The following is a 20,223-nucleotide window of genomic DNA, read 5'->3' as shown; positions in this document are numbered from 1 at the left end:
TTTCGCTCGGGATGCGAAATTAGTCGTGACGTATTGCCGGCCTGTCCTTGCTCTGGCGAGCGTAGCTACGTGCCTGCCGTGACTCCCCCCGTAGCTACCGTCGTCCGACGGTGGTTCTTTTCACGCCCCCCACGGAGGGAAACAACTGGCAGCGACCTGCCCTTCTCCCCTCCGAAAAGACCTAACCTAATCCTTGGTCACAAGCACTTTTTCCACAATCACACGAGAGGGTTTTAACATCGCCAATTTCGCTCCGGGCAGTGGCTGGATTCCCGTTTTGGTGGCTACCTTCTCCATATCGCGATCCCAAAACAGATGGGTATAGCCTAGCTCGTTCCCGACTTCGTCAAAAAAGGCCACCGTCACTTTCCCTGAACTTGTGTGGTAACCAACACCTTTACACTCGAACGAGTACCTCGCTTTGTCATCGACCGCAAAAAACGAACTATGACCGCCATAGCCAAACTTCATCACGGTCTGCGCATCAGGGCGCACATAAAGCTGCCCATCAGACCATTCTCCTGCATGGAATGAACCGTACCGGAAATCAGGATTGCAATTGACCGTCCCTTCCTCCTGCTCCGCTTCGAGGGTCAAGTGGTCTACGTGCACATCGCGTCCCCGCGGCGCAATCCGCAGTTCCAGTAGACTTGCTCCGGGCGGCGAATAGAAGACGAAAACATAGTCGTGAAATTCCTTCGAGACGATGTTGACGCCCGGCGTCGCCACCTTAATTTTCCCATACATCAGAAAGGTTGTCTTTTCGCCTGCGTCATCGAGGAAATTCAACTTGCATTCGGCAAAACCTCTTCCCCCATTTTGCTCGATGAAATCAGCGATCCGATCGTTTGATTCGATGGTATCGGAATCGACGACGGATGCACGAAGCGTCAACTTGTACTTCGTCAACGGTTTGACGGCGATCGGCTTGAACGCCTGCTCGCTCTTCGCTTTATCGACGATCAGGCAACCGCGATCTCCGATGGAACCTAAACGAACGCCAGCACCAGTTTGATCGAAATGCTTTGCGTCTTTGGCGTTTTCGAACGAAAGATCCAACATCGCTTCTGCGTGTAGCGATCCAGCCGACAGCAGCAACATGCATCCGGCAACAAACGGTATTCGGTTCATCAAGTAATTCCCAGAGGTAACTGCCGAAAGCGTGACGACAAATAAGTTTTGAATGTTAGGAATGCCGATCACCGTGACAACACCATTGGACTGCGTAACAAAGGATGGTCATTGAAGATGCTTTTGCCGCCGTAAGTGCTTTCCTCTCTTTGAGGCGTCTTGGGGTTCACGACTCGGCTGAACTTGGCGTCCATTTCAACATCGGCATCGGTCGCTTCCAGATCGTCTAAAGAGACGGAAACCAGAGCTGACCAACGCCCTTTATCCGTTCGGAAACGGACTTGCGTCTGGTTGGACCAAGGGCGATCCGTATTCCAATTTTTCAACAGATACACGCCGCCATCGGCTCCGAACGCCATATAGTACGCATTGGAACCGGAACGCAAAACAATCTCGACGCGATCGGATTTCGGGAAATGCTTCCCTTGTTCGGGCGGTTCCGAAGGCTGCTGCTGTTCATCAAACGCATCAATTTTGAAGTACAAGTTTTTGTCATCACGCATCATCGCGATCGAGGTGCGATGCACCGCTTCAAGATCCGCTGTCACTGGCTGCGAAGTCGGAATCCGTTCGAAATCGGTGACCTCGTGAGCTTTGTACCAATGCGGTGACTCATACTGACTCCACTGTGCCGTCGATTCGGGAACATAAGGAACCGGCAACCGATTCAACTCTGCGGCAAACGCTTTGAATTTCGCCAGCGTCCGTTCGATCATCTTTTTCGATTTTACGTCGGTCGCCGTTTCGATCGCCTCTTCCAACAGACCTTTCGCTTGTGATTCGACTCCGGCGTTGACGATGAATTCCTGAAACAGAATCTTCGATGACGTATGGCAATTGACCGTCGTGGGGTTGTCCGCACTATGCCACGCATCGTTGATCAACTGGTAAAACTGCGTCATTTGCGGCGCGGCATCCCCGTAGACGCGACGGATGTAGTCGGCACGAAGGGCCGTGGGGTTTTGAGTCGGATCCCACTGCAGTTTGGTGATGATCCATTTTTCAATCCCGTCCACATCCCAGCTGTTCAAATCACCCGTTTCGCTCGCCTGCCCTTCGTTGTGTGCGTGAATTCCACCCATTTGAGCAAGAGCCTTGTAATCCGGCCCGGCGGTGTCGGCCAACGCGTTAAAACCACTTGCGTAGTAGTAACCGAAATAGCCGAATTTTACGTCTTGTTCATCGCTCCATTGCCGCATGCGCCGTGACCACACGGATCCGCCTTTCGACGTCTGTTCAAGGATCGGATAGCGTTCGTCTTTGGTGGGATATGCCGCATAGTGCGGAACGATGGCGGGATGAAGTTTTACCTTCGGCGGCTCCGAAGCAAAGATGTAGGCATGGGTATGCAATTCCAAATTGGGGTAGTCTTTCACCAGAATTTCGGCCATCCGATTGAGCATGATGTAGTTCCGCGTCGAAAAGAACAGCTGGTCCTTAATACTGTTGGTCGCAGTGGGCGCCAGCTGCGTACCGTCGTCCAGCGGAATCGGCTTAATACACTCGTCACAGGTGCAGACCTCCCAGTTATCTCCAACGCGGCAGATGAGGAATTCAAGCTTCATTCCAGGGACGCTCTCCAACATTTCACTCGCGTTTTTGGCCATGATTCTGGGGACGTCCGGGTGCGTATAACAAGGCTGTCGCCACATGTTCCTTAGCCGGTTTCCGTTCACTAATGGGTAAAGCGTTTCGTCCTCTTCCTCTAAACCGATAAAGGACCAAATGTATCCGCCCCCCATTCCGATGGTCGCCCCCGATCGCCACTGCTGGTACTGAAAACCTTTCCCCAACGTCATGGGTGAATTGCTTCCATTTCGGCCCGACCACAGTTGACTCCAAACGGGATTAGGATCGCTTCCCGAAAATCTCAGTTCGCGAATTTTGAAAGCCGGTCGCGAACGAAAATTCGTGTTGTCAAAAACGAGTTCCGGATTCTTTGAAAAGATTGCGGCGAATTCAGGAAGCGGACGTGGCCATATGATGTCGCTATTTCGCTCCAAGAACGCATAAACGCCGAACAACATTCCGCGTGGCTGGACACCAAACAAAAAAATGTTGTTTCCGACACGGCGTACCGCGTAACCATCGGTTCCTTTAAGAAACGCTTTATCCTCTTCAAAATCGGTTGCCCAATCCTCTCCAAGGAAAATTCTCAGATGGTCGTCCGACGTTGGGTTCGCGAGAACCGGTATCCGCTTTCCTGTGATCTCCCCAATCCAATACTGCAATTCTCTAGCAGCAAACTCTTCCCTCGGATCGCACCGACTACCAAGCACGATCTCTCCCGGAAAAGGAGAGGTGTTCACCGACCGGTCTGCATCCGTTTCGTCAACGGCAACAAGTCCAACCGAGGTGATCGTATTCGTGCGGTAAATCGGAATGTGATCAAAACTGGTCTGATAAAGGAAACGAAAATAACGCGTTGCCGAGTCGGTCTGAAGCTCAAGCTTGCGACCGTATGATTTGGGCGTTAATGGGTGCAAGTCCGCGTCGTACTCAAGCACCGACGTCGGCATGGTCGATCCGCGTACAAACCGGTAGCGGGCGTTCCCCTTGACGGGGATAGGGTCTGTCAAAGCGTAGCCGTTGTGCAAGACCTTCAAGGCGGTCTTGCCATCGACTTCAATAAATTCGACGTTGTTGTGTTCAGACCAGCCGGAGAAATTCCCTTCCCCCTCTTGGAAGTCTCCATTGATCAGAAGACTTGCATTCTGAACGGGCTCCAACCCGCAGCCACCGATCTTAGGTTGTTCTGTATCCCAGCGGACAACAAACTCCACCGAAGCGGCTTGTGGCGGAGCTCGGAAAACGTGCGAGTACGAATTCTTTCCTGGCGTAATTTGCTGCCAAGGATAGTCTTGGCAGCCTGCATGAGGAACTCGGCCGTCGCCATCGATCGTGCGCAGGAACCACTCGGCGCCTTCGGCGTTGCTCTCTGCCTCAAACTGCAGTCGATACGAATTCTCTGCTTCGACAGGGAACCGAGTAATGACCGTTTCATTTGAAGCCGTGAGCACTGTGGGGACCGCGACTAGCAGCCAAGCTCCACAGAGCCTTAATGTCAGACAACTAAATACCAAAGAAGGCGTCATAATATGCATCATGTCAGCGGAGAATAATTCTGTTCCCCCGCATGATACACCACCCGAATTCAGTTTGCGGATTCAGAGGATTCAAACTCGGTTTGCAAGAACTTTGAAGCCCCTTTCATTAGTCCTGCACCAACGGAGTAGTACCCCTTCGTGTTGCTATGAGCCGTGTTCCACGGAGTTTCTAAACAGACGGAAATCGCTTGCGGATTGCTATGCTGAGTCACCCAAGTTGCCGAAATCTGGTGCCACAACGGATGGTAACTAGGACCAGTCGATCGCGTTTTCCGGTTCAAGGAGATCCGACCGTCGTACTCGCGGCTAATCACGTCAAGAAAAACACTGCGGTGTGGACGTCTTGACACCTCGATCGCCTCGTTCGGGGCGACATAAAAGAAGGCATTGCCATCGCTAGGGCCAGGATTGTGCAGATCAACAAATAGAGCCAACCGCTCCTCTTTGCTCCACTTTGCGATCCGTTTCTGAGTTGCAGCGACTTCGGGATAGTGAGGATTCGTGGACCAATCACGATTGTGGTCGTGTGGGACCGATTCCTTTCCGCCATCGCCGGTAGCGGCACGGTCAACATCCATAATTGGAACAATGTAAGTGACCAGGTTTTCTCGCATCCATTTGGCATCGTCGGAATCTCCGGCCAGCCATTCACCGATACCCATCGCGACCCAGCTGGAACCACTCTCCCAGGCATGTTGCCGAGCATGGAACCAGACAACCGGTCTTGCCGTTCCGCCATCCCTTATATTTTCGACACGGATACCGCGAACTTCCCGTCCTTCGCGTGTGGTCGCCAGCGTAAAGTCCTGAATGAAAGAGTGCTTTGCGGCGATCGCTTCCGCCCATTCATTAACCATCGATGGAGTCGATGGCGGGCCCCAAGCAATCCACATGGTTTCACCAGGCGCGGTCAGCTGATAAGTCGTCTTAGCTTTATCGCGCTGCCCTTCCTCGCTCTGGTGCCAAGTCTTGCCATCGGCCGACCAAGTCGCCCGCGACGGCCTTGCCCACGAACTGGAAAGCGGTTTCCCTCCACCGGGATGCCCCTGCGGAATCAGACGACTGGAACCGACAACGCTGACCGTAAGGGGTTGCCCCTCGGTCAATCCATTAACTCGAAAGTACCACCAAGCCGGCCAACCACGCTCCGGATCCCCGCCGGGCATGACAGTGATCGCCGATTTCTCCTGGTCGATTTCAACCACCCGAGCTGACCCACCTTCGAAATCGGTGTCAACAACAAGATCGCCAGCGTGCAGACCGTTGGCGACAACCACAATCCCAACCTCAATAAGTGCGAGCACGCACCACTGTCCGCCATTCATTGAGTATCTTCCTATTTGCGAAAACCGGTAATATAGAACAAATCGCTCAGCGATATGCGACCGCCGTTTTGCTGGGAAAGTCCAATCAGCCCCGTCAGGTGATTTTTACAACCACCGTTGCCGATACCACGCGGAACATCTATCCAATGCGAAGTGTACGCGCCGCTGGCCTGAAGACATTCACAATACGCACCCGGATGCCTACCATTCAGATCGCTTGGATATTTGTTCGCAATGTTGTCGCGGGAGCGTACTGGAATTGCCTGGACAAAGCGGCAACGACCGTTGGCAGCGCACGGGCGATCCTTCGCAATTATGATCAACGTCCGGCGGTCGAATTGGTTGACCTTAGCGAGGCCCTCGATACGCAAATCAACCTCGCGGGATCGCGAAAATACAAAGCTGAGCTCGAAAACGGTCCAACTCTCCTTGAAATCTATCTGCAAACGAAGAAATAGAAGAAGCATGCAAAACACCTATCGAATCCTGCTGATCGCGATTCTCGTGGCCTGCACTACTCAGACAGCATCATCGGCGGAAAACGAAGCGAGCAAACCGAATATCATCATCCTGTTTGCCGATGACTGGGGATATGGCGACCTTGGAAAACATGGAACCCTAAGCGATGTAAAAACACCTCACCTGGACGCGTTGGCAGATGAAGGGGTTTTGTTTACGGATGCCTATATCACGGCTCCTCAGTGCTCCCCATCGCGCGCCGGTTTGATCACCGGTCGCTATCAGCAGCGTTTCGGATTTGACACGATTCCAGATTGCCCGCTCCCGCTTAGCGAAACGACCATCGCTGACCGCTTGCAAGCTGCCGGCTACGTGACGGGCATGGTTGGCAAATGGCACTTGGAACCAAACGCGCTCAGCCTCCGCTGGGCCAAGCAACACCAACCAAACGGGATCAAAAACAATCGAGTACAGGTTCGTCGCGAATTGGCGATGCCCTACTACCCACAAGGACGAGGCTTCGAAGAATTTTTCAAAGGCGAACGCTCACCCTACTGGGCCAACTATTCGATTGACGGAAAAAGCCTCGCGAAAAACGGCCAAGTGGTACAGGACCCGCGATTTCGCGTCGACGTTCAAACCGACGCCGCACTTGGTTTCATCCAAAGACATGCAGACGAGCCATTCTTTCTTTACGTTGCACACTACGCTCCCCACGTTCCCTTGGAAGCGTCCGAAAAATACCTTAGCCGCTTTCCCGGCAAGATGCCTGAGCGACGCCGCACGGGACTGGCAATGATCAACGCGGTCGACGAGGGGATCGGCCAAATCAAAGCACGCCTGAAAGACCTGGGGATTGCCGAGAACACACTGATCATGTTCACGAGCGACAACGGAGCTCCCTTGGGGGCTCAGACGGGCCAACCGATGTTAGATGTATTGCCAGTCAATAAGCCAGGTCCGGCATGGGATGGATCGCGTAACGATCCCCTTCGCGGCGAAAAGGGAATGCTGGCCGAAGGGGGGATCCGCGTTCCGATGATCTGGTCATGGCCCGCCAGGCTTCCCAAGGGGATTGTCGTTGACTCACCGGTAATCAGCCTGGATATGACGGCAACCGCAATCTCGGCCGCTGGAATCAAGGACGCGTCAGAACTGGACGGAATCTCGCTTACAAGATGGCTGACAGGAAACGCTAAGCCACCGGAACGTGCACTCTACTGGCGGTTCTGGAACCAAGCGGCGATGCGCCGCGGAAACTGGAAGTACTTATTTACCAGCGACGGAAACGAGTGGCTGTATGATTTGGCGAAGGATCCGGAGGAACAACAGGATGTCCTCACCGCAAACACCGAAATTGCCAAGTCAATGCGTTCCGAACTGGACGCTTGGACGAACGAGCTAAAACCTGCGGGCATGCCAGCGAAACCGCTGAATCGCCAAGAAATCAATTGGTACAAGTACTATTTCAACGCCGCAAAGGCCAAGTAGTAGGCCGCGTGTTAAGACTGAGCTTCCGCAGTCGATTTCTGGATGCCCACCTGCCATCTCTGGGGCTCCGTGGACAAAAGGTCAACGCCATCTACCTTCCTAGCGGAACGACGCGACCCGTCCGGCAATCGTATTGAAAAGCACAATGATTTTTTCAGACAGCTTGCACTGATCCGCTTGAAAACCCGCCCGCAGTTGCCAAAGTAATGGGCATTGGGTCAATGGTTGCGCACGACGAATCGTTCAGGCGATGTTCGATTGGATGAACTATAATCCGGGCTAACCCCTTGTCGTTCTCTCCCACTCGGAACTCGTCCGTGAACCATCCTTTCCGCTCTCTTGCATTTGGGTTGCTGTGCGTTTGCTGCGTCAGAGGATTCGCGGAACGCCCCAACATCCTCTTTGTGATTGCCGATGATTGCACCTTTCGTGACCTCGGCTGCTATGGCGGGCAAGCTCACACGCCCCATATCGATGCTCTGGCCCAACAGGGAATGCGATTCACCCAATGCTTTCAAGCCGCCCCAATGTGCTCGCCCACACGGCACAATATTTACACCGGGCTGTATCCCGTAAAAAGCGGTGCTTACCCGAACCACACTCGAGTGAACCGAGGCACCAGAACAATCGTTCAACATTTGGGAAAACTCGGTTACCGTGTTGCTCAAAGCGGAAAGACTCACGTTGCTCCCGCTCAAGCGTTTCAGTGGGAGAAGATTGGAAGGGGAAACAATCCAGACTTTGCCCTCACGGAAGAATTCATTACTGACTGTGCAAGCAACAACGATCCATTCTGCTTGCTCCTCTGTTCCAACGAACCACACACCCCGTGGAACAAAGGGGATGCGTCGCAATATCCGCCCAACAAAATTGTGCTGCCACCCAATTTTGTAGACACGCCCCAGACCCGTGAAGCCATGTCTCGTTACTTGGCCGAGGTCAGCTACTTCGACGGACAGGTCGGCGAGACATTAACCATGCTTGCCAAACACGGTATGCAGGACAACACGCTGCTGATCGTTGTCAGTGAGCAAGGCAGTTCATTCCCTTTCGCAAAATGGACGTGTTACGACAGCGGTTTGCAATCCGGCATGATCGCACGCTGGCCTGGAAAGATCGCTCGGGGCAGCGTCAATCAAGCACTTGTCGAATACGTCGACCTCCTACCAACCTTCATCGAAGTTGCCGGCGGAATCCCAGGAAAGACGCTGCAAGGAAAAAGCTTGTTAGACGTTTTCGCAGGTGCCCCAACCCACAAGCAATACGTCTTTGGCGAAATGACGACAAGGGGAATCAATTCGGGTTCCGAACACTTTGGAATTCGCTCGGTCCGATCCAAGCAATTCAAATACATCTGGAACTTTACACCAGACGTTGAATTCCAATGTGCAGCATCTGTCACGGCTGTTTTCAAGAGTTGGCAAACCTTAGCAGGAACTGGGGACGCCCACGCAAAAGATTGGGTGACACGCTATCAGCAGCGTCCTGAAATTGAACTTTACGACATCCAGAAAGATCCCTACGAGATGGTCAATCTGGCCGGAGACCCACAATACGACACCGTCAAAACAGAACTGAAGAATGAGCTGGACCGCTGGATGAAGGAATGCAACGACAAAGGTCAACAGACGGAACGGGACGCATTAAACCATCAAACCCGAGGGAAAAAGAAGCCGGCCAAAACGCCAAACAAATCATCCGACGACAAACGTTAGCTCGCTAACCGAATTCCCGAATCGACAGGGGCGTGGAAATTACTTAATTAGTTCCAATCCCGTCGTCACTTTCAAGGCTCAGTCGGTGGCAATTGACGTTTTCCACGCGTCGCGGGTGCGTACAACGCTGCCCAATGATGGACATCACAACTCAGGAGGTCGGTTCACTGATGCGACTTACGATCGAACAGAAGCTGTCGAAGCCGTTGACGGTTTGTTGATTGAGTCCATTTTCGATTTTAATGTTAGCCGTTTAGGCGATAGCCTCGGTTGATTGAGCCCAGTTTCGATTTTCAATGTTAGCCGTTTAGGCGATAGCCTCGGTTTCGTCCTCCAAGAACCGAGGCTAGCGCCTAAACGGCTAACTAAATCGACAGACCGCTGATGCATTCCGTACAGTCGACTGACACAGGAAGGACGCCTGAGTGGAAACAGGCGTGCTGCGATGTGCCTAAGAACCAGTCTGTCTGGTCGTAACCAGGATACGACCACCGCTGTAGCTGGTGGAGGGATTCCGGGCGGTACTGTTCCTGCTTGATGGAGACCATCGAGATGCAAGCGTCAAGGCGGCGTGTGATCCCAGGCGTTGTTGGGGATCTTCGCTTTACCATCACACCGCAAGTACCGACCATTGGCGTCCGCCGTATCACGTAATACCATTAGTTACATGAGACGCGATAGCAAACTTTCTGGCGTGCTTCACATCCTGCTCCACCTCGCTGAGCGTGATGGGCCTGTCACGTCCGAGGACCTTTCAAAGATGATAAACACCAATCCGGTGGTAGTGCGCCGCACAATGGCAGGACTTCGGAAGCAAGGCTATGTGCAATCGGAAAAGGGGCATGGCGGGGGATGGACGCTTTCGTGTGATTTGGCAAACGTAACGTTGCGGCATATCTACACAGCCGTTGGCAGTCCTTCACTGGTTGCGATCGGGAATCGCACCGAGTCACCAGAGTGCCTCGTTGAACAGGTAGTCAATGCGGCACTGCAACAAACTTTTGATGAGGCCGAAGAACTTCTGCTCACCCGACTTGGCGATGTAACACTCGCCAAGTTAAGCGCGGACTGCCATACCCGTATCGTTGCTCGTAGCCGTAAAGGCAAATCCAAAGGGGACACTGATGGATGAGGACAAATACTTCACTGAGAGTGCGTTCTCCAACACCGATGCAGTCGCACGTTATACCGAAGGTCCGCCACGGTTCGTGCCGGGATTTTCAGACATGCAACGGATGGTGTGCTGGCTCTTGGCAGAGCGTGTCCCGGAAAATGGTCGCATCCTCGTCGTCGGGGCTGGCGGCGGATTAGAGCTGAAGGTTTTTGCAGAGGCTCAGCCCAGCTGGTCTTTTGACGGAGTTGATCCGTCCGCAGAGATGCTGACGTTGGCCGAACAAACCATGGGGCCAATTGCATCACGTGTTCAATTGCACCACGGCTTCATTGACGTTACCCCTGACGGCCCATTCGATGCAGCAACTTGCATCCTGACGATGCACTTTGTCGAACGTGAAGAACGTCGGCGAATGGCGAGCGAAATTCGCAGACGTCTGAAACCCGGCGCACCACTCGTTGTGGCTCACCTGAGCGTTCCTCAAGGTGATGGAGAACGGGCTGTGTGGCTGTCGCGATACGCAGCCTTTGCGGTCAGCTCCGGTGTCGAATCCGAAAACGCGAATAAAGCTCGCGATGCAATCGATTCCCAGTTGTCGATCCTCACTCCCGAAGAGGACGAGGCCATTCTGAAAGAGGCTGGATTTTCAAACGTCAGCCTGTTCTACGTCGGCTTCGCTTTTCGCGGCTGGGTGGCTTATGCCTAAACGGATCAGAACGAACAAAACCGATTGTCGACCTGGGTGCGTTGTGCTCCAGATTTAAATGGCGATGCGAATTCATCGGTGCAGGAACCGGATACATGGTGGCGCACCTGAGCAATTCTGTTAGCAAAGAAAATCTGGCTACCCTCGCCCTTAAAACAAACTCGCTCAAAACAGGTTTGATTTTGAACCACCTGTTCGCTATCGAGTTCAATTGAATCCGACTTAAAGGCTTGTTCTGGCGAAGAGGAGGCCGACAGGGGATATCAGAATCGCTTGAAATGCGGGGCGTGAAATTGATAGATGACCTGTTGCCGGGCTGTCCACGCTCTGACGATCATTGCTACATGACTGCCGTCGCCAGACGGTGGTTCCCACTCGGGCATCTTCACCAATGAATTTCACGTCTCTCCCCGACGATGGTACTTGCGAGCCTTGGAGAGGTTCGCCTACGGGAGGTCACCGATCCACATACCGTCCTATTACGCGATGTGAGTCATTTCATTGAGGACAAACTCTTCGATCATTCCCTCGCTGGCTTTGCGGTATGCCTGAACGTGGTCGCTAGCCGAATGTAATTGCCATAGCTCACGTGATTCCCAGTTTTCATAGAACATGAAATGCGCTGGATTGTCGTTGTCCTGGTGGAGGTCGTATTGGAGACAACCCTCCTCCTGGCGAGTTGGGCCGATCATCTTTTCAAGCTCGGCTCTAACGACATCGATCTTGTCGGACTTGACTTTGAAATTTGCAACAATGGTCAGTTTTGACATCAATAATTTTCGAAGGTGTAAAGATAAAGTGATTTAGTACAAAGAGCGTTTCGCGGAAAATTGCCAGCTGACAGCAACCCCGTGAACCAGCATATTCATGGAGAATCAAAGCGATTCAAACCAAACATGCGGTAGAACGGATTCTAATGGACGTCGGAAATTTTGACGATCGTTCGTCCCGTGACCTGGCCATCGATGAAACTTTTGAACACATCGTTCAATTCGCCCAGCGTGACCTGCCGTGTTACGATCTTATCAAAGTGCGATGGACGGAGGTCGGTAGCGATCCGTTTCCAAACTTCACGCCGTGCACGTTGCGGGACGTTTACGGAATCGATTCCCAACAGGTTGATGCCTCGCAAAATGAATGGCATGACCGTCGTATTTAACGCGCTGCCGCCCGCAAGCCCAATCGATGCGATATTACCAGAAGGCTGGATCACGCGGGTAATCCATGAGAGCACATCGCCCCCCAGACTGTCGATTGCCCCTGCAAACTTTGCACGTTCCAAAGGACGCGTCCCCATTTCTAAGTCCCCGCGAATTAAAACTTCACTGGCCCCCAACTCGCGGAGGTAATCCGCGGAGGAGGGTTTCCCTGTCAACGCGGTCACTTCGTATCCGCGTCCCTTCAGCATGTTGATTGCAAAACTGCCGACACCGCCGGTCGCCCCGGTGACCAGGACCGAACCACCGTCGGGCGTTTGACCACACAATTCCATCCTGTCAATCGCCAATGCAGCGGTAAACCCCGCCGTTCCAACCGCCATCGCCTGCTGCAAACTTAACGCATCCGAAAGGGGGACAACCCAATCGGCGGGAACACGTACGAATTCAGAAAAGCCACCATCATGCCGTTCGCCTAAACCACATCCCGTGACAACCACCGCATCGCCAGGTTTGAAGCGATTGTCCGTGGAAGATTCGACCCGTCCCGATACATCGATCCCACCAATCAACGGGAAGTCGCGAATGATTTTGCCGTGTCCGGTTGCCGCAAGTGCATCTTTGTAGTTCACGTCAGAGAACGCGGCACGAATCAGGACTTCGCCCTCCGGCAGACTTCCGATTGTGCAAGTTTCAACGCTCCCACTTACCTCACCATCATGACTCTGAATTCGGTAACACTGAAAGGTTGTGTTGTCGTCTAGCGTCTGGGACATGCTGGTTTCAATCCGTGATCAATAGGTGGATTCGATGAGTCCAAAAGCACGCGTTTGCTCAAGTGCCTGTCATGGATCTTACCAATTGCTCATCCATCTTCAATCGGACAATCGCTCCGCTGGCAAGCAGAGTGCAAGCGACGTCTTGACGTAATTCCGTCCGCGATCAGGCTGGGGGGGAAAGAGAATCCGTGCCCGATCACGAAAACCGATCGTTCTTCGCATTTGCTGCGCGGATTCCCGGCAGCCAGGACAGCCCTACAAACGCGACAGCTCCTCGGCGTCGATTTTGCCGTTCTTATCGCGGTCGAGTCGATCGAATTTGGTTGTCGCAGCCGACTCATCACGCGGCATTCGTCGGCGGACTTCATCACGCGTGATTGCACCGTCTTTATTGACGTCCAAAAGGCGAAACAATCTCGCGCGGTCGTTGTTTTGATCCGCGACCGGTTTTTCTTCTGGCGTTTCCGCAGTCACTACGTATTCGACGTATCCAAGGTGCATTTCGTCGTAGGTCTGTTGTCCCCAGCGAACGTCTCGACTCGGATCGGGATTCGCGGGGTTATCCGCACTATTGTCGTACCATGAGGTGTAACGGATCGTGTCTCCGGTTTTCAGTTGGCGAGGCGCGGCTAAGCGATACAGCAATTGCCAATTGAAATCGTAATGAGGGACGTCCAACAAGGTTTCGGTTTCCCCATCACGAACCAGTTCATACTTCGCCGCCTTCCCACGCAGATGCATGTGAGGCAAAAAGCCCAGGACTTCCACATCGGCAGGGACATCCAGTTTCGCCGAGACCTCGTGATTGTTGGCTCCAGCAGGAATTTTAAAACGGGGATCGACAATCGCGTGGACTTTCACTTCATGCTTGGGCGGCTCTTCAGCGAAAACCAATCCAATTCGGGTGCTATCTTCGGTCGCAGTCCCGTTGGGCGTGTAGTGCATTTGAAATCGCAACGTCGCGCCAGCTGGCAACCACTTTGCATAACCTTCGGGATAGTCAAGCGTACTATTGCCCGGGACGTAAATCCCCCAGTATCCGTCTCGTTCATCCGCGCCACCTGACTTTAGCGACACGATGACGTGATGCACAACAGAACGATTGCCGGGCTGCACTTCGATCGCTCGCACCCATTTCCCTTCTTCTAAATTTGTTTCGACCGTAATATTTTGGTACGGCATGAAACCAGTCGCTTTCACGGCTACCGGTTCGGCAAATTCGTAGACTGCATCCGGTTTACCGATCAACCATCCGTCGGGAAATTGTCGCGGAAGAGGAGCATCACCGGGGTCTCCTTCCGGCGTCTCCGCATCGATCCAGGCAGCTAAGTCGGCCTTTTCGGCATCGGACAAAGATCGTTCATTTGCCCAGTGCAGATCGGTTTCGGATTCGGCTTTCTCACGCTCACTGGCCATAGGAGCCGCGAACCAAGGAGGCATCACGCCACGATCGACAACGCTGTCGATCATTCCGGCGTAATCGCGAACCTGTTCATAGGTTTCCAGCGGAATCGGCGCGAGCCCTGTATCACGATGGCATTCAATGCAGTTGCGATTGATGATACGGGCAATTTGCCGATGGTAGGTCACCTCCGCCTTAGCGACCTCCGAATTGGCTCGGACGATCAGCTCGCATCCCGGAGCCGTCATTGCGGCATGAACGGGAGCCTGGCCCTTTAAAGTCGCCTCGAGGGCATCCCTCAAAAACGTGCGACGCGGATTCTCTAACGCGTAACCAAACCCGTATTGATCATCCACGGCTCCCCGATAGACCAAGGTTCGCGAACGATCCAAGACGAAGACTTCGGTGGTCGACTTGGCGTTGAGCGTCTGGGAAATCGATCGATCGTCGTCCCGTACATAGGGTCCTTCCAACCCGTGAGCCTGTACTGCGGCACGCAACCGATCCACTTCCTCCGATTCATTTGGATTTACGAACAGGAACTGAACGCCTCGACCGCGATACTCTTTTTCAATAGCAGCCAAGGTCGGCGCATACTTCAGGCAGAGCGGGCAACCGGTCCCTGTCATCGCAATCACGACCGCATCCGCGTCGGTTAGCTGACTCAAACGAAGCTCCCGTCCATCAATGGTCGTCAGGTTCAAGTCAGGAACCATACGCCCTACGCCCGCACTGCCAGCGTTCACCGGCACGGGGCCTTGGCGAACGTCCGAATCTGCCGCCGCAGCGACGGAGGCATTGCAACAAACGACAAAGCATGAGACGCAAAAGATCGAGAACAGAAGGATGCAAGACTTCATGCGTGTGCTCATGTCAGTGAAACGGGGCCGGAATAGGTTCGTCAGAAGAAGGAATAGCAACCAATTATATAACCCGAAACCCCATTCCAAGTTCCGTGATTCAAGTCGATACAACCTGATACCAATCGCCGCTGCGAGGATTTGAGTGGTTGGTGACGGGCAAGAAAATCGGTGTCAATCGAATCCAATGCCTCCATGAACGATGCGCAGATCGTCGCCCCTGATCCTAGACCGAACGATTCGTGGATTGTCACCCGATTGGATGACAAACGAAACCCGCGGTGACTTTATGCAAATCGCGTTGAACCGATCCTTCGATTCAGCCACGCAGGTGGTTCGCAGCCCATTCTTTTCGCGGCGTCCCGGCCCCCTGGGCTAACGATCCGCCGAGGGATCCACGATCTGAGCGAACGCCAAAAACATGTGGACAAATTTCCACCAGTCGCGTATCATCCCCATGCTCCCACAAGATAGGTATATCAAGTGGAGACGAGGAACCGCCCAATGCCATCTACTTTCTTCGCGGAACGGCGCGAGCCGTCCGGCAAAGGAATCCGCCTGCAGATGGCAAAGTCGATGGGATTGCAGAAACGTCCCCAGTCGATCAAATCAACTGACAATGCACGGGAATCAAAATCATGACCATCGGAACAGATTTGCTGCCAGAATTTGACAATGAAATGGCCGGGACTCGCAAGGCATTGGAACGGATTCCGGACGACAAACTTCACTGGAAGATTCACGAGAAATCAAACACGATTGGCTGGGTTGCCGCCCATATCGTCAATTTGCCGACCTGGGCTTCAATGACCATCGAAAATGATTTCTTCGACATGAATCCGCCCGGTGGCGAGCCGTTCAAAACACCCAGCTTCGATTCTGTCGCTGAAATTCTGGCTGCGTTTGATCGCAATGTTTCCGAAAGCCGATCGCTTTTGGAATCGGTCAGCGACGAAGAACTTCATAAGCCATGGAGTCTTAAGAATGCGGGTGAAACTCTTTTCACGATGCCAAAACTTGCCGTCATCCGGACCTGGGTCCTCAATCACATCATTCACCACCGTGCCCATCTATGTGTTTACCTCCGGATGAATGACATCCCCGTTCCAGGCCTGTACGGTCCGTCTGGGGATGAGTGAGCGGCCTGTCGGTCGCTCTGGCTATTGGTGAGCACATTAGAGACAAGATCGAGCCTGCACGCATCCAAGAAGAGTCGATCACGTCTTAAACTTGCAGCCGTTTGCCGGTATGTCGATCCGACGTCGATGCGTTTAGTTAAGTCAGCTCGCAATGCCCGATTTTCTTTTACAGATCGGGCTATCATCCAAATTCGATGATGGTTGGTCGTAACTAGCACCTACAACACGGATGAACCAGTCGAGCGAGGTTGCGTTTACAGCGACGTATTCCACTCGGCAAACGTTTGTTCTAGTTCGGCGACGGTTTCCGGCTTCCTTGCCGCGAGGTCATGCGACTCGCCAATGTCCTCCGCCAAATTGAACAATTGCCACGCCGCAGTCGGCTTCTCGCGCACAATCTTCCAATCTCCTTGGCGAAGGGCGGCATGCGATCGAAAATTGAAAAACATCGACTCGTGTGGTGATGCAGCACCGTTACAAAGAACCGGTAACGGGTTCCTTCCGTCGAACGTTCGGTCTGTTGGTAGTTCCGTGCCAGACAACCGGGCACAAGCGATCATCAAATCGGGGGACCAAAGCGGTTCCGACACTACCGATCCCGCTGCAATCTTTCCCGGCCAGCGTGCCAGTGCAGGAACTCGCAGGCCCCCTTCCCAGCATGTGACGCCTCCACTTTTAAGCGGAGCGTTGTCGCCAACATCCAGACCTTTACGCCCGAGCTGGAACGCACCGTTATCCGAGAAAAAGAAAACAAAGGTATTATCAGCGGCAGCGGAATCGTCGACCGCATCGATCAGACGACCAATTGCCGCATCCAAGGCGGTAACGACCGCGTCGTACCGACGCTTTGGATCCGCCTGATCGGCTGACACCCCGTACGCGGCAAAGGCTTCATCCGGTGCTTGGTATTCATTCTTCTGACCGGGTTGCTTATTCCGCGCGCTTGGGAAATGGGGTGCGTTAAACGGAACGTAACAGAACCAGCAATCTTTTGAGCTCGATTTTCTTCGGATAAAATCAATCGCGGCGTCCGCAAACAAATCGGTCGAATATGTCCCCGTTGCGTCGAACGGGTTTGTCCCCTTGAACAGATCGTGCTTGCCCGCGTAGATGTGATGGTAATAGTCGATGTTCCCAGACGCATGGCCGAGGAACTCGTCAAAGCCCCGTTCGGTAGGACGAGAACCTTCCGCGAAACCAATATTCCATTTACCGAAACACCCCGTCGAATACGACTGCGTCGACCGCTTTAAGATTTGCGGGACAAGGATTTCTTTTTGGCTAAGTCCGATTCCGTAATTCCCCTCCACGCCGGCAAGCTGATTGACCAAACCGTGCCGCTGCGGGATACGCCCGGTCAACAAACAGGCTCGAGAAACAGTGCATGTTGGCGACGCGGTATAAAAATTGGTCAGACGAGCTCCCTGCGATGCCAACCGCTCTAGATTCGGGGCGATGATTGGGGAGGCTGGGTTATAGATTGGAAGGTCACCATACCCCAGATTATCCGCGGTGATAATCAAAATGTTTGGCGGATCGGCCTTCACGAAAGCCGTTTGAAGAAGAAGGAACGCGATCACCATCCAGCGGCCGGCGGTCATTCCCCTGATTCGAGCAAAGCGATTTGCGGCAATTGGGTAGCTGACTGAATCGAGCGTTGAGTGAATCTGCGTGGTCATCCGAATCATCCGCATAGGCTTGCCAAGTGGGTAATACGCCCATCGTAACGCCAGCGACGGACATACACACCTGAATTTTCAGACCAATCCAATCCAGCAAATTCCCGCGCAGCATTACGGGCCCTCGATTTGATCGCCAGCGGAGAAAGTTTGTCGCCTTTCGCTCCGCGAAAGTTGCGTTTCAATGACATTCTTTCGCGGGGCGAAAGGCGACAAACACAAATGGTCGGGCTCTTGCGGCATTTACGCTGGACGTTTCTCTCGATGTCTCTGCGAGAAAACAACGCGGAATCCCCCCATCAAACGTATCGGTTCTGTCACCGCCCACGCAAATGGCGGCTGGTCAATTCCAAACATCCGAATTCCCTGCCATGGGCGGGTCCTCGCAAGGGCGGCATAATGGGGACGGTCATTCATATCACGCATGCGAACCGGAGCGGTGTTAGCCATGGCGAACGAGGCAAATGAAGCTCAAGCCGAAAAGATCACAAAACAACTCAAACTGGTGATTTTCCTGTTTGTGGTCGCACCGATCGTGTTGCTGGTGATTTTTATCGAATTCCGGTTTCGGTCATTCGAATCCGCGATTCCCTATCAAGAACCAAATATTCGAGACGACGCTCGGATGGAGATTGACGTCATGCCGTGGCATCCAGTCGATGGCCAGCGTCTGTACGTTCCGGCCTACTCGCACGTCTACCACCAGCAAGGCGAACCGGTTCACCTAACGGTAACCCTAAATATTCGCAACACGGACATGAACCATGACATCGTGGTCAGCTCCGTTCGCTATTTCGATACCGCCGGCAAGGAGCTGCGTTCCATGCTAAAGAAGCCACTGCGACTTGGTCCGTTGGCAGCCACCGAATTCATGATCAAGCGTGAAGACAAAGCGGGCGGCAGCGGCGCTAGTTTTATTGTCGAGTGGCAGGCGGGAACTGAAGTCAATCAACCGTTGGCCGAAACGATCATGATTGACACGCGAGGTCAGCAGGGAATTTCGTTCACCGCTTCCGCCGTCATCCTCAGCGAAGGGACTGGTGAAAACATTTCACCGTCCACACCAGTCGCCCCTTCGCCATGACGGATCCTTATTCGGTTTTGTAATGATGCCGAGAGATCCAAACGCTGCAGGGTGCGTGTCGCAGAACGTACTTGGAGGTGCTCCCCAGCAGCAGTTCGCCTAGCAAACTGTGCCCGGTGTCACCAACAATGACAAGGTCTGCATTATCTTCTTCTGCGGCTTCGACGATCGCGCTTCCCACATGCTCGGCGACGGGGATTTTCGTGTCGGTTTTTGGGATCGCGGATGCGATTTGGCTGGCCATCCTTTCCGCGGTTTCGCGGATCGCATCGACCTGTTCGGGGTCGACGTCAAGCGACGGCCCCACGTAATCTTCCGCAAACATAAGCCGTGGTTGTTCAACGGCGCTGACAACGTTGACCTTCGAATCCCGGTCCCATTTCAGTTCCATCATTTCAGCCACCGCTTCACGAGAAGCGGCTGATTTATCAAACCCAACGACAATTTGTTTCGGCTGTGTCTCAGCTTGCTTGCTAGGACGCACGACAACGACCGAACACTTCGCATGACTCGCGACGCTGTCCGAAACGCTCCCCAGCAGGACTCGATGGATGGCGGAATGCCCTTTCGCACCGATCACAATCAAATCCGCTTTGATGTCGGCCGCTTCGTCCAGGATACAAGGGACCGTGGGACCTGACTTATGAATCAATTTCAACGTACTGACGTGGTCACGGAGCGAATCCGCTGTCGAATCGAGCAGCGATCGCGTTCTTTTCTCCTCGACATCCGTCCATTCGGGCATCCAGGGTTGCATCGAATACTCGGTGGGATTGTACGAAACCGTCATGATCGTCAGATCTATATCGTTTCGCTCCGCCAATCCGCGAACAAATTTCGCGGCGTCGATAGAGCTATCGGAACCGTCCGTCGCAAGCAAAACCTTCATCTCAGCGCCTCTTTTCATACGTCAGGAAGTGTCGATCAAATCGATTGCATGAGCTAACTAGGCAGCTATTGTGCCAAACCCAGGAATCGCCAATACGGGTTGGTATTGAGCGTTATCGCACGCTTAACTGAGCATCTATGACCACTCGGCTTTCAAGTGGGACGGTCCGCACCCATTAGGAAGGGT

15 protein-coding genes are annotated in these 20,223 nt (G+C 53.4%); 7 read left to right on the top strand and 8 right to left on the bottom strand.

What is annotated here, in order from left to right; all coding sequences use genetic code 11:
* Window positions 1–186: 186 nt before the first annotated feature.
* From FF011L_RS12955 to FF011L_RS12945, 3 genes are all read right to left on the bottom strand, one after another.
* Window positions 187–1,131, bottom strand: coding sequence for a hypothetical protein (locus FF011L_RS12955; protein WP_145352069.1), 945 nt, complete (start codon window positions 1,129–1,131; stop codon window positions 187–189).
* A 68-nt stretch (window positions 1,132–1,199) separates the two neighbouring features.
* Window positions 1,200–4,238: a DUF4838 domain-containing protein gene (locus FF011L_RS12950; RefSeq protein ID WP_145352068.1), complete on the bottom strand. Its 3,039-nt coding sequence runs from the start codon at window positions 4,236–4,238 to the stop codon at window positions 1,200–1,202.
* Between the two features lie 47 nt (window positions 4,239–4,285).
* On the bottom strand, window positions 4,286–5,563 hold the full coding sequence (locus FF011L_RS12945; protein ID WP_145352067.1) for a M14-type cytosolic carboxypeptidase: 1,278 nt from the start codon (window positions 5,561–5,563) through the stop codon (window positions 4,286–4,288).
* Between FF011L_RS12945 and FF011L_RS12940 the strand changes: the two genes are divergently transcribed.
* The 5 genes from FF011L_RS12940 (at window position 5,563) to FF011L_RS12920 (ending at window position 11,048) form a co-directional block, all read left to right on the top strand.
* On the top strand, window positions 5,563–6,021 hold the full coding sequence (locus FF011L_RS12940; RefSeq protein ID WP_145352066.1) for a hypothetical protein: 459 nt from the start codon (window positions 5,563–5,565) through the stop codon (window positions 6,019–6,021). The two genes, FF011L_RS12945 and FF011L_RS12940, sit on opposite strands and share 1 nt — an antisense overlap.
* 7 nt (window positions 6,022–6,028) lie before the next feature.
* Complete coding sequence (locus FF011L_RS12935; RefSeq protein ID WP_145352065.1) at window positions 6,029–7,513, top strand: sulfatase family protein; 1,485 nt, start codon at window positions 6,029–6,031, stop codon at window positions 7,511–7,513.
* Window positions 7,514–7,830: 317 nt separating this feature from the next.
* A complete protein-coding gene (locus FF011L_RS12930) occupies window positions 7,831–9,228 on the top strand; it encodes a sulfatase family protein (protein WP_145352064.1) in 1,398 nt (465 codons plus the stop codon).
* 667 nt (window positions 9,229–9,895) lie between these two features.
* Window positions 9,896–10,360: an Rrf2 family transcriptional regulator gene (locus FF011L_RS12925; RefSeq protein WP_145352063.1), complete on the top strand. Its 465-nt coding sequence runs from the start codon at window positions 9,896–9,898 to the stop codon at window positions 10,358–10,360.
* On the top strand, window positions 10,353–11,048 hold the full coding sequence (locus tag FF011L_RS12920; RefSeq protein WP_145352062.1) for a class I SAM-dependent methyltransferase: 696 nt from the start codon (window positions 10,353–10,355) through the stop codon (window positions 11,046–11,048). The genes FF011L_RS12925 and FF011L_RS12920 overlap by 8 nt, the downstream gene beginning before the upstream one ends.
* A 479-nt stretch (window positions 11,049–11,527) precedes the next feature.
* Here the strand turns inward: FF011L_RS12920 and FF011L_RS12915 are convergent, their stop codons facing one another.
* From FF011L_RS12915 to FF011L_RS12905, 3 genes are all read right to left on the bottom strand, one after another.
* Window positions 11,528–11,818, bottom strand: a complete 291-nt coding sequence (locus tag FF011L_RS12915) for a putative quinol monooxygenase (protein WP_145352061.1) — start codon at window positions 11,816–11,818, stop codon at window positions 11,528–11,530.
* Window positions 11,819–11,961: 143 nt separating this feature from the next.
* Window positions 11,962–12,981, bottom strand: a complete 1,020-nt coding sequence (locus FF011L_RS12910) for an oxidoreductase (RefSeq protein WP_145352060.1) — start codon at window positions 12,979–12,981, stop codon at window positions 11,962–11,964.
* Between the two features lie 258 nt (window positions 12,982–13,239).
* On the bottom strand, window positions 13,240–15,246 hold the full coding sequence (locus tag FF011L_RS12905; RefSeq protein ID WP_145352059.1) for a redoxin family protein: 2,007 nt from the start codon (window positions 15,244–15,246) through the stop codon (window positions 13,240–13,242).
* Between the two features lie 638 nt (window positions 15,247–15,884).
* Here FF011L_RS12905 and FF011L_RS12900 point away from each other — a divergent pair.
* A complete protein-coding gene (locus FF011L_RS12900; RefSeq protein ID WP_145352058.1) occupies window positions 15,885–16,385 on the top strand; it encodes a DinB family protein in 501 nt (166 codons plus the stop codon).
* A gap of 254 nt (window positions 16,386–16,639) precedes the next feature.
* On the opposite strand, the gene FF011L_RS12895 is transcribed toward FF011L_RS12900, so the two are convergent.
* On the bottom strand, window positions 16,640–18,064 hold the full coding sequence (locus tag FF011L_RS12895; protein WP_218933182.1) for a sulfatase-like hydrolase/transferase: 1,425 nt from the start codon (window positions 18,062–18,064) through the stop codon (window positions 16,640–16,642).
* Between the two features lie 448 nt (window positions 18,065–18,512).
* On the opposite strand from FF011L_RS12895, the gene FF011L_RS12890 reads away from it, so the two are divergent.
* Entirely contained in the window at window positions 18,513–19,148 is a 636-nt protein-coding gene (locus tag FF011L_RS12890) for a DUF3124 domain-containing protein (protein ID WP_145352056.1), read from the top strand.
* 7 nt (window positions 19,149–19,155) lie between these two features.
* Here the strand turns inward: FF011L_RS12890 and FF011L_RS12885 are convergent, their stop codons facing one another.
* Window positions 19,156–20,037 carry a universal stress protein gene (locus FF011L_RS12885; RefSeq protein WP_145352055.1) on the bottom strand — a complete coding sequence of 294 codons (882 nt, stop codon included), beginning with the start codon at window positions 20,035–20,037 and terminating at the stop codon, window positions 19,156–19,158.
* Window positions 20,038–20,223 lie beyond the last annotated feature (186 nt).

This window comes from Roseimaritima multifibrata (assembly GCF_007741495.1).
In the GTDB taxonomy this organism is placed as follows: domain Bacteria; phylum Planctomycetota; class Planctomycetia; order Pirellulales; family Pirellulaceae; genus Roseimaritima; species Roseimaritima multifibrata.
Note: the sequence above shows the minus strand (reverse complement) of the source record. Positions and strands in the feature narration are given on the sequence as shown.